We start from the raw sequence: 9,707 nt of genomic DNA, 5'->3' as shown, positions 1-9,707 counted from the left end.
GGTGACCTGGTCGGCCCACCAGGTGCCGAGCGGGGCGAGCTCGGACAGCGGGGCCCGCTTTCCGCCGCTGGAGGCGCCCGAGTTGTTGTAGGCGGGCACGAAGACCAGGTCCTTGAAGTAGCCGCCGCCCTTGCCCTCGTGCACGCAGTGGCCGGCCGTCCAGACCAGGTTGCTCCTGCCCGGGTGCTGCGGGTCGCTGATCACCGTCGCCGAGCAGTTGCCGCGGCCGCCCTTGGCGGAGAAGAACACCTTGCCGGAGGGCTGCTTGGTGTACGGCCGGGGCATCGCCGCGGCCTTGACCAGCGGGGGCTCGGGGTCGGTCACGCCGTCGTCGGTGGACGGCCCGGGCGTGGCGGGGGCGGGCGTGGCGGGGGCCGGCTTGGCGGCGGGCGGGGCCGGGTCGGCGGGCTTGGAGTCGCCCATCTTGTCCGGATCCCAGAAGTCCTTCACCACCGGGTTGTTGAAGACGTGCTTGGACGCCCACTTGTCCCAGTCCTCGAACTTCCACTTCTTCAGGTCGTCCCAGCTCCTGGGCAGCCCCTCCAGCAGGCCGGTCGGCAGCCCGGACGGCAGGGTGATCCCGCCGATCGCGCCGCCCGAGCCCGCGGCCGGGGCCGCGACGGAGGAGGGCGGCGGGGCGGGAGTCCCGCCGCCCGCCGGGCCGTCCGGCCCGCAGGCGCTCACGGCGAGCAGGGTGCCCGCGGCCAGCGCGGCGGCCAGGGCTGACCGGTGGATCGTTGGCATCTGTGCGCTTCCCCCTGTGCTCGGTCGGTCGGTGCTGGGCGGTGCCGGGCCGCCGGGCGGCGCCGGGGCCGGGCGGTGGGTGCCCGGCCGGTTCGCGGAACGGCGCTCCGCCGCCCTGGAGTCTTCCATCGCCGTCGAGGACGGCGCTGCCCGCCCCCCGGGTTGCGGCGTCGGCCGCAGGTCACCGATCCGCCTTCCGGGCCCGGCCGTTGCACCGGCGCAGCAGGGCATTCCGTCCCGGATGGGGACAATCGCCGATTCTCACCCGGACGAGTGAGCGGTCCTTGTGATCACCCGTCAGGGATAGGTAACCCTTACCTGACGCGACGGTGCGAGCGCCCGCCGATCCCCTCCACCACAGCGCGCGTCCGCACCCCCACGCGCCCCAAGGAGCAGCCTTGAGCACCGCCGCCCTCACCGGAGCCCCGCCCGTACCGGCGCCCACCGTGGCGCAGGCCCACCGGCACGACCTGCTGCTGCACCCCGACCCGGCCGTCGCCGCCGAGCAGGCCGGACTGGAGGCCCTGCTGCGCTGCTGGACGAGGGAGACCGGGGCGCGGCCCGGCCCGGACGGCCGGCTGCGGATCGCCGTCCTCGGCGGGGCCGCCCGGCTCACCGCCCCGGTCCGCTACTGGTCGCCCGGCGGCTGGCACCGCTTCGGGCCCGCCACCCTCGCGGTCGGCGGGGCCGGAGCAGCCGGCGAGGGCGGTGCGGTCGAGGAGGGGGCCGAGGCCCCGGTGGACGCCGTCACCGCCGCCGCGCTGCTCGCCGCCGCGGCCGCCGAACGGCCCGACCCCGGGCAGGTCGCCGACCTGGCCGGCCGGGTCGCCGACTCGGTCGTGCGCACCGCCGAGATCCTCGCCCACCGCCGCACCGCCGCCGCGCCCGGCGGCCCGGAGCGCTCGCACTTCCTCGCCGCCGAGCAGTCCCTGCTCCTCGGCCACCCGCTGCACCCCACGCCGAAGAGCCGCGACGGCCTCGGCCCGGCCCAGAGCGCCGCCTACTCGCCCGAACTGCACGGCTCCTTCCAACTCCACTGGTACGCCGTGGACCGCGAGCTGCTGGCGTCCGGCTCCGCCGTCGCCGAGAGCGCCGAACGGCTCACCGCCGGCCTGCTCGACGGCGGCCCGGCGCTGCCGCCCGGCACCGCCGCCGTCCCGCTGCACCCCTGGCAGGCCCGCGAACTCGCCCACCGCCCGGCCGTCGCCGCCCTGTTCGCCGACGGGCTGCTGCACGACCTCGGCCCGGCCGGCGAGCCCTGGTACCCCACCTCCTCGGTGCGCACCGTCTACCGGCCCGGCACCCCGTGGATGCTCAAGCTCTCGCTCGGCCTGCGGATCACCAACTCCCGCCGGGAGAACCTGCGCAAGGAGCTGCACCGCGGCCTGGAGATGCACCGGCTGCTGGAGAGCGGGCTGGCCGCCGAGTGGCGGGCCGCCCACCCCGGCTTCGACATCGTCCGCGACCCGGCCTGGATCGGCGTCGACCACCCCGACCTCGGGGACCCGGGCGGCCTGGACACCGTCCTGCGCGCCCAGCCCTTCGCGCCCACCGAGCGCGCGCTGTGCGTCGCCGGGCTGGTCGCCGAACAGCCGCTGGGCACCGGCGACACCGTGCCCTCCCGGCTCGGCGACGTCCTGCGGGCGCTGGCCGCGCGCTGCGCCCGCCCGCTGCCGACCGTGGCCGCCGAATGGTTCCTGCGCTACCTGGACGCGGTCGTGCTGCCCATCCTCTGGCTGGACGGCCGGGGCGGCATCGCCCTGGAGGCGCACCAGCAGAACAGCCTGGTGCTACTGGACGCCGAGGGCTGGCCGTGCGGCGGCCGCTACCGCGACAACCAGGGCTACTACTACCGGGAGAGCGCCACCGCGCGGCTCGCCGCCCGGCTGCCCGGGCTCGGCGCGGACAGCGACACCTTCCTGCCGGACGACGTGATCGACCACCACTTCGCCTACTACCTCGGCATCAACCACGTGCTCGGCCTGATCGGCGCCTTCGGCTCCCAGCGGCTCGCCGACGAAGCGGTGCTGCTGGCCGCGCTGCGCCGGTTCCTGGCCGGCCCGCGGGCCGCCGCCACCGGCTCGGCGCTGCCCGCGCTGCTGCTGGACGCGCCCACGCTGCCCTGCAAGGCCAACCTGCTCACCCGGATCAACGGCATGGACGAGCTGGTCGGCCCGGTCGCCAGCCAGTCCGTGTACGTGGACATCCCCAACCCGGTGGCGGGCGTCTGATGCCGCACGCCCTGCCCGGGTGGGGCGCCGTCCCCACCCCGGCCGGCGGGTTCCGGCTCGCCCCGGTCCGGCTGCCCGCCGACCTGGCCCTGCTCGCCGGCTGGATGAACGACCCCGAGGTCGACGCCTTCTGGGAGCTGGCCGGGCCGCCGGAGGTCACCGAGCGGCACGTCCGGGCCCAGCTGGACGGCGACGGCCGCAGCCTCCCGTGCCTCGGCCTGCTCGACGGCGAGCCGATGAGCTACTGGGAGGTCTACCGCGCCGACCTCGACCCGCTCGCCGCGCACTACCCGGCCCGGCCGTACGACACCGGCCTGCACCTGCTGCTCGGCCCCGCCGCCAGCCGTGGCCGCGGGCTGGGCGCCGTCCTGCTGGCCGCCCTCGCAGAATTGATTCTGCGTCGGAATCCGCGCTGCGAACGGGTGGTGGCCGAACCGGACGTCCGCAACCGGCGGTCCGTCCGGGCCTTCGAACGGGCCGGATTCCGGGCCGCCGCCGAACTCGACCTGCCCGGCAAACGCGCCGCGCTGATGGTCCGCGACCGGGCCGACGGGCCCGCCGCGCAGACCCGACTCCCCGCCTAGGACAGCCCTGTGGACACCTCGACACCCCCTCCGTACGACCTGCTCGGCGTCGGCATCGGCCCGTTCAACCTCTCGCTCGCCGCGCTCGCCGAGCCCGTCCCCGGCCTGCGCACGCTCTTCTGCGACCAGCGCCCGGAGTTCCGCTGGCACCACGGGATGCTGGTGGACGGGGCCCGGATGCAGGTGCCGTTCCTCGCCGACCTGGTCTCGCTGGTCGATCCGACCAGCCCGTGGTCCTTCCTCAACTACCTGCGGGCGCAGGACCGGCTGTTCCCGTTCTACTTCGCCGAGCGCTTCCAGCTGCCGCGCCGCGAGTACGACCACTACTGCCGCTGGGCCGCCGAACGGCTGGCCAACTGCCGCTTCGGCACCGAGGTCACCGCCCTGCACTGGGACGCCCCCTGGTACCGCGCCGAGCTGACCGACACCGCGACCGGCCGGCGCTCCGAGGTCAGGGCCCGCAACCTCGCCCTCGGCGTCGGCACCCGGCCGGTGCTGCCCGAGGCCTTCGCCGCGCTGGCCGGCCACCCGCGGGCCTTCCACTCCGCCGAGTACCTGGACCGCCGCGCCGACCTGGCCGGCGCCCGGGACATCACCGTCGTCGGCAGCGGGCAGTCCGGCGCCGAGGTCTTCCTCGACCTGCTCCGGCGCCACGAGGGCGACGGCGTCCGGCTGCGCTGGCTCACCCGGACCAGGGCGCTCGCGCCCATGGAGTACTCCAAGCTCGGCCTGGAGCACTTCACCCCCGACTACACCCGCTACTTCCACGGCCTGCCCGCCCCCGTCCGGGACGCGCTGGTCGCCGCCCAGTGGCAGCTGCACAAGGCCGCCAGCACCGAGACCCTCGCCGAGATCCACGACCACCTCTACGAGCGCACCATCGGCCGCCCGATCGACGCCGCCCCGGTCGAGATCACCCCCGGCACCGCCGTCACCACCGCCCGCCCCGGCCCCTGCGGGGGCCTCGAACTGCACTGCCGGCACACCGACTCCGGCGCCGAGCACCTGCTGCGCACCGACGCCGTGGTGCTCGCCACCGGCTACCGGGCGGCCCGCCCGGCCGCGCTCGAACCGCTCGCCGAGCTGATCGACTGGGACGAGGCCGGGCGCTACCGGGTCGACCTGGACCACCGGGTCGCCACCCGGCCCGAGCTCACCGGCGGGCTGTACGTCCAGAACGCCGAGCTGCACACCCACGGCGTCGGGACGCCGGACCTCGGGCTCGGCGCCCACCGGGCCGCGGTGATCCTCAACGCCGTCACCGGGCGCGCCGTCCACCGGCTGCCCGGCCGCACCGCCTGGACCGGCTTCGCGCCGCCCGTCCCCGCCGCTTCGCCCGCCCCCGCCCCCGCCCCTGCCCCCGCTTCCGCTCCCGCCCCCGCGCACCTCGACCGGACCCCCGCCGTCCCCCGCCCCCAGGAGTTGACCCGTGCCGCAACCGTCGGCGGCTGAACCGCCGCTCCACCTGCCCCCGCACCTCACCGCCGGGCACTGGCAGCGGGCCGGCCGCGCCCTGCTGGCCAAGATGCTGGGCGAGTTCGCCTACGAGGAGCTGCTCCGCCCCGTCCCCGGCGACGCGCCCGGCGAGTACCGGCTGGAGCTGCCCGAGGCCGAGTACCGCTTCACCGCCCGGCGCGGCGCCTACGACAGCTGGCAGGTCGACCCGGAGTCCGTCCGCTGCGACCGCCCGGACGGCCTGGACCCGCTGCGCTTCCTCCCGTACGCCCGGCAGACCCTCGGCATGCGCGGCGAGACCACCGGCCACCTGATCCGCGAGCTCTCCGCCACCCTGACCGCCGACGCCCGCCAGCTCGCCACCGCGCTGACCGCCGCCGAACTCGCCGACCTCGACCACACCGCGCTGGAGGGCCGGCAGACCGGCCACCCCTGGATCGTCCCCAACAAGGGCCGGATCGGCTTCTCCGCCGCCGACGCCGCCCGCTGGGCCCCGGAGGCCCGCAGCCCGCGCCCGCTGCCCTGGATCGCGGTGCACCGCCGGCTCGCCGAGTACCGCGGCGTGCCCGGCCTGGAACGCCCCGAGCAGCTGTACGCCCGCGAGCTGGACGACGTGGACGCGCTGCGCGCCGCGCTCGGCCCGGACGCCGGGGACTACCTGTTGCTGCCCGTCCACCCCTGGCAGTGGGACCAGACCGTCCTGCCGCTGTTCGCCCCCTGGATCGCCTCCGGCGAGATCGTCCCGCTGCCCTCGGACGGCGACCCACGGCTGCCCCAGCAGTCCATCCGCTCCTTCTTCAACACCGCCCACCCCGAGCGCTGCACCGTCAAGCTGCCGCTGTCCATCCTCAACACCCTGGTCTGGCGCGGCCTGCCGGTCGAGCGCACGCTGGCCGCGCCCGCCGTCACCGCCTGGCTGCTCGGGCTGCGCGACGCCGACCCGTACCTGCGCGACGAGTGCCGGGTGATCCTGCTCGGCGAGATCGCCTCCGTCACCGTCGACCACCCGCTCTACCGCGAGCTGCCCGAGGCGCCGTACCAGTACAAGGAACTGCTCGGCGCGATCTGGCGCCAGCCGCTCGGCCCCTTCCTGGACGGCGGCGAGCGGGCCCGCACGCTGGCCTCGCTGCTGCAGACCGGCTCCGACGGGCGGGCGCTCGTCGCCGAGCTGATCGCCCGCTCCGGGCTGCTCCCCGGGGACTGGACCGCCCGGCTGTTCGCCGCGATGATGCCGGCGCTGCTGCACTTCCTCTACCGCTACGGGCTGGTCTTCTCCCCGCACGGCGAGAACGCCATCGTGGTCTTCGACGACTCCGACGTGCCGGTCCGGCTCGCGGTCAAGGACTTCGTGGACGACGTCAACCTCAGCGGGGAGGACCTCCCCGAACTGCGCGGCCTGCCCGCCGACGTGGCCGAGGTGCTGCTGCGGGAGACCCCGCAGGGGCTCTGCCAGTTCATCCACTCCGGGCTGTTCGTCGGCGTCTTCCGCTACCTCGCCCCGCTGCTGGAGGCGCAGACCGGGCTGCCCGAGACCGAGTTCTGGGCCCTGCTGCGCGCCGAGGTGCGGCGCTACCAGGAGCGCTTCCCCGAGCTGGGCGAGCGCTTCGAGCTGTTCGACCTGTTCCGCCCCCGGATCGACCGGCTCTGCCTCAACCGCAACCGGCTGCTGCTGGACGGCTACCAGGACCGGCCGCACCGCCCGCACGCCGCCCGGTACGGGACGGTGCCGAACGCGCTGGTCTCCGTGGACGTGCGACTGCCCGGCCAACGCGACCGGATTGTCACCCCCGCCCCGTAGGGTGGGAGGGTCATGACGAACGACTCCGAATCCCACGACTCCGAATCCCAGCGGGCGGCGGACCTCGGCGACGAGGCCGAGGAAGCCGTCACCGTCCCCCGCGCGCGGATCCCCGAACTGCTGCACGCCGCGGTGGCGGCCGTCGGCGGTGTGGAGCGCCCCGGCCAGGTCCGGATGGCCGAGGCCGTCGCCGACGCCGTCGACAACGCCGAGCACCTGCTCGTCCAGGCCGGCACCGGCACCGGGAAGTCCCTCGCCTACCTGGTGCCCGCGCTCGCCCACGGCGACCGCGTGGTGGTCGCCACCGCCACCCTGGCGCTGCAACGCCAGCTGGTGGAGCGGGACTTGCCGCGCACGGTCGAGGCGCTGCACCCGGTGCTGCGCCGCCGCCCGCTGTTCGCGATGCTCAAGGGCCGCTCCAACTACCTGTGCCTGCACCGGGCCAACGAGGGCACCCCGAGCGACGAGGGCGAGGGCCTGTTCGACCCGGTGGACGCGCTCGGCGGGCCCACCGGGAAGCTCGGGCAGGACGTGCTGCGGCTGCGCGAATGGGCCGACGAGACCGACACCGGGGACCGCGACGACCTCAGCCCCGGCGTCTCCGACAAGGCCTGGGCCCAGCTCTCGGTCACCTCCAAGGAGTGCCTGGGCGCCACCCGCTGCCCGTACGGCCAGGAGTGCTTCGCGGAGAAGGCGCGGGAGCGGGCCAAGCTGGCGGACGTCGTGGTCACCAACCACGCGATGCTCGCGATCGACGCGATCGAGGGCGCGCCGGTGCTGCCCGAGCACGGGCTGCTGATCGTGGACGAGGCGCACGAGCTGGTCAACCGGGTCACCGGGGCGGCCACCGCCGAGCTGACCGTCGGCGCGGTCAACCGGGCGGTGAAGCGGGCCGCGCGGCTGGCCAACGAGAAGGCGGTGGACCAGCTCCAGGCCGCCGCCGAGAACTACCACGGCCTGATGGAGACGGCCCAGCCCGGCCGGGTGGAGGAGCTGCCGGAGTACCTGGCGTACGCGGTCACCGCGATCCGGGACGCCTCCCGCCAGGTGATCACCTCGCTGGGCGAGACCAGGGACAAGGGGCTCAGCGACGAGGACGCCGTCCGCAAGCAGGCGATGGCCTCGGCCGAGGCGCTGCACGAGACGGCCGAGCGGCTGCTGGAGGACTCCGAGTACGACGTGGTCTGGATCGAGCGCAGCGACCGCTACGGGCTGGGCACCGCCTCGCTGCGGGTCGCCCCGCTGAGCGTCTCCGGGCTGCTGCGCGAGGGGCTGTACAAGGAGCGCTCGGTCGTCCTCACCTCGGCCACGCTCAAGCTCGGCGGGGACTTCAACGGCGTCGCCGCCTCGGTCGGCCTGCCCTCCGAGACGCGGCTGCCGGACGTCCGCACCGCCGGGGACAACCCCGAGCCGGGGTTCGGGGAGGACGCCGTCCCGCACTGGCGCGGGATCGACGTCGGCTCGCCGTTCAAGTACCCCAAGCAGGGCATCCTGTACGTCGCCAGGCATCTGGCCGATCCCGGGCGCGACCCCGAACGGCCGGACATGCTGGACGAGTTGGCCGAGCTGATCGGCGCGGCCGGCGGGCGGACGCTGGGCCTGTTCTCCTCGATGCGCGGCGCCCAGACGGCCGCCGAGGCGATGCGCGAGCGGCTGGACCACCGCATCCTGCTCCAGGGCGAGGACACCCTGGGCGAGCTGATCCGGGAGTTCGCCTCGGACGCGACCACCTGCCTGTTCGGCACGCTCTCGCTCTGGCAGGGGGTGGACGTGCCCGGTTCGGCCTGCCAGCTGGTCGTGATGGACCGGATCCCGTTCCCCCGGCCGGACGACCCGCTGATGAGCGCCCGCCAGAAGGACGTCGAACAGCGCGGCGGGAACGGCTTCATGGCCGTCGCGGCGACGCACGCGGCGCTGCTGATGGCGCAGGGCGCCGGCCGGCTGGTGCGCGCGGCCGACGACCGGGGCGTGGTCGCGGTGCTGGACCCGCGGGTGGAGACCAAGCGGTACGGGGGCTTCTTCCGGTCCTCGATGCCGGAGTTCTGGTACACCACGGACCGCAACCAGGTGCGCCGCTCACTGGCGGCGATCGACGCCTCGGCGGCGCCGGTGCGGCCGGTGGTGAAGCGGGGCTGACCGGCCCCGGCGGTACAGCGGGGCCGACCGGCCCCGGCGGTACAGCGGGGCCGACCGGCCCCGGAGACGCCGGAGGGGCTCCCCGCGGATCGCGGATGAGCCCCTCCCCGGTGTGCGTGGCGGCCGGCCGCCGGGGCGCTCAGAGGCGGCGCAGGACCGCGACGACCTTGCCGAGGATGGTCGCGTTGTCGCCGTTGATCGGCTCGTACGCCGGGTTGTGCGGCAGCAGCCAGATCCGGCCGTCCTCCCGCTTGAGCCGCTTGACGGTGGCCTCGCCGTCGATCATCGCGGCCACGATGTCGCCGTTCTCGGCGACCGGCTGGCGGCGCACGGTGACCCAGTCGCCGTCGCAGATGGCCGCCTCGATCATCGAGTCGCCGCGCACGGTGAGCGCGAACAGCTCGCCCTCGCCGACCAGCTGGCGGGGCAGCGGGAAGACGTCCTCGACCGTCTGCTCGGCCAGGATCGGCCCGCCGGCGGCGATCCGGCCGACCAGCGGGACGTAGGAGGTGGACGGGCGGCCGGCCGTCTCGGCGGTGTTCGGACGGGCCACTTCGACGCCGCGGACCTCGTAGGCGCGGGGGCGGTGCGGATCCCGGCGGAGGAAGCCCTTGCGCTCCAGGGCCATCAGCTGGTGGGCGACCGAGGAGGTGCTGGACAGGCCGACGGCCTGGCCGATCTCGCGCATGGACGGCGGGTAGCCGCGGCGCTGGACGGAATCCCGGATGACCTCGATCACCCGGCGCTGGCGCTCGGTGA

6 protein-coding genes and 1 pseudogene are annotated in these 9,707 nt (G+C 75.4%); 5 read left to right on the top strand and 2 right to left on the bottom strand.

Annotated features, from left to right (window positions below; all coding sequences use genetic code 11):
• Positions 1-744 (bottom strand): annotated as a pseudogene (locus ABZW03_RS30030) (hypothetical protein); the annotation flags it as partial.
• A 446-nt stretch (positions 745-1,190) separates the two neighbouring features.
• Between ABZW03_RS30030 and ABZW03_RS30025 the strand changes: the two are divergent.
• From ABZW03_RS30025 to ABZW03_RS30005, 5 genes are read left to right on the top strand one after another with little or no spacing between them, the layout of a single operon-like run.
• Positions 1,191-2,975: an IucA/IucC family protein gene (locus ABZW03_RS30025; protein WP_355265060.1), complete on the top strand. Its 1,785-nt coding sequence runs from the start codon at positions 1,191-1,193 to the stop codon at positions 2,973-2,975.
• Positions 2,972-3,559: a GNAT family N-acetyltransferase gene (locus ABZW03_RS30020; RefSeq protein WP_355265057.1), complete on the top strand. Its 588-nt coding sequence runs from the start codon at positions 2,972-2,974 to the stop codon at positions 3,557-3,559. Before ABZW03_RS30025 ends, ABZW03_RS30020 begins: the two co-directional genes overlap by 4 nt.
• Positions 3,560-3,568: 9 nt before the next feature.
• Entirely contained in the window at positions 3,569-5,011 is a 1,443-nt protein-coding gene (locus tag ABZW03_RS30015; protein ID WP_355265055.1) for a SidA/IucD/PvdA family monooxygenase, read from the top strand.
• Complete coding sequence (locus ABZW03_RS30010; RefSeq protein ID WP_355265052.1) at positions 4,989-6,812, top strand: IucA/IucC family siderophore biosynthesis protein; 1,824 nt, start codon at positions 4,989-4,991, stop codon at positions 6,810-6,812. The genes ABZW03_RS30015 and ABZW03_RS30010 overlap by 23 nt, the downstream gene beginning before the upstream one ends.
• 12 nt (positions 6,813-6,824) lie before the next feature.
• Complete coding sequence (locus ABZW03_RS30005; protein WP_355265049.1) at positions 6,825-8,948, top strand: ATP-dependent DNA helicase; 2,124 nt, start codon at positions 6,825-6,827, stop codon at positions 8,946-8,948.
• 139 nt (positions 8,949-9,087) lie between these two features.
• On the opposite strand, the gene lexA is transcribed toward ABZW03_RS30005, so the two are convergent.
• The coding region (gene lexA, locus ABZW03_RS30000) for a transcriptional repressor LexA (RefSeq protein WP_355265046.1) at positions 9,088-9,707 on the bottom strand (620 nt) is incomplete at its 5' end.

The sequence above is a fragment of the Kitasatospora sp. NPDC004799 genome, assembly GCF_040609095.1.
Classification (GTDB): Bacteria; Actinomycetota; Actinomycetes; order Streptomycetales; family Streptomycetaceae; genus Kitasatospora.
The sequence above is the reverse complement of the archived record's forward strand: the minus strand, read 5'-3'. Positions and strand labels throughout refer to the sequence as shown.

Coding starts and splice junctions, on each gene's coding strand:
- ABZW03_RS30005 (WP_355265049.1), top strand. CDS start 6,825: ATGACGAACGACTCCGAATCCCACGACTCCGAATCCCAGCGGGCGGCG.